The sequence below is a fragment of the Massilia sp. 01N417 genome (assembly GCF_056399645.1).
In genome coordinates, this window is sequence record NZ_JBFTRS010000066.1 from 1 (window position 1) to 532 (window position 532).

Consider the following 532-nt stretch of genomic DNA (forward strand, 5'->3'; position numbering starts at 1 on the left):
TTCTGTTCCTGGCCCAGGTTCTGCAGGGCGTTGATCGACGAGTCGTAGCTCGGCTTGTAGCTGATGTCGCCGGTTTTCACGGACGGCGAGAACATGCTCCAGCCGCCGCGCACGCCAGCCATGGCAGTGCGGTCCAGTTGTTCGACGCGGTCCAGGTCTTTGATGGTCAGGGTTTTCATGGCAATGCTCCTTGAAAGTATAGTCAACGATGCGTGTGATGGGGATCAGCGGACGATGGTGTTCTGGCCGTTCTGGTGCACATTGCTGTGCACGCTGACGCCGTCCAGGAAGGCCGAGCCGTTGGCGGTGGCAGTCATCACGTTCTGGACCTGGCCCAGGGATTGGGAGGCGTTGATCGACGAGTCGTAGTTCGGTGCGTAGGTGATGTCGCCGGTCTTGTACGACGGCGAGAACATGCTCCAGCCGCCGCGCACGCTGCGCATGGCTGCGCGGTCCAGTTGTTCGCTACGGTCCAGGTCTTTGATGGTCAGGGTTTTCATGGTCATGCTCCTCGATGATGGAATGATGGGAT

General features: G+C 59.6%; 1 protein-coding gene. It reads right to left on the reverse strand.

Annotated features, from left to right (window positions below; all coding sequences use genetic code 11):
* Positions 1-224 precede the first annotated feature (224 nt).
* Positions 225-500 (reverse strand): hypothetical protein, encoded by a 276-nt coding sequence (locus tag AC1DOQ_RS26960; protein WP_477371441.1) that lies wholly within the window; start codon positions 498-500, stop codon positions 225-227.
* Between the last annotated feature and the right edge of the window lie 32 nt (positions 501-532).

Bases quoted from the DNA above. Each gene is read 5' to 3' on its own strand.
- AC1DOQ_RS26960 (WP_477371441.1), bottom strand. From the start codon at position 500: ATGAAAACCCTGACCATCAAAGACCTGGACCGTAGCGAACAACTGGAC.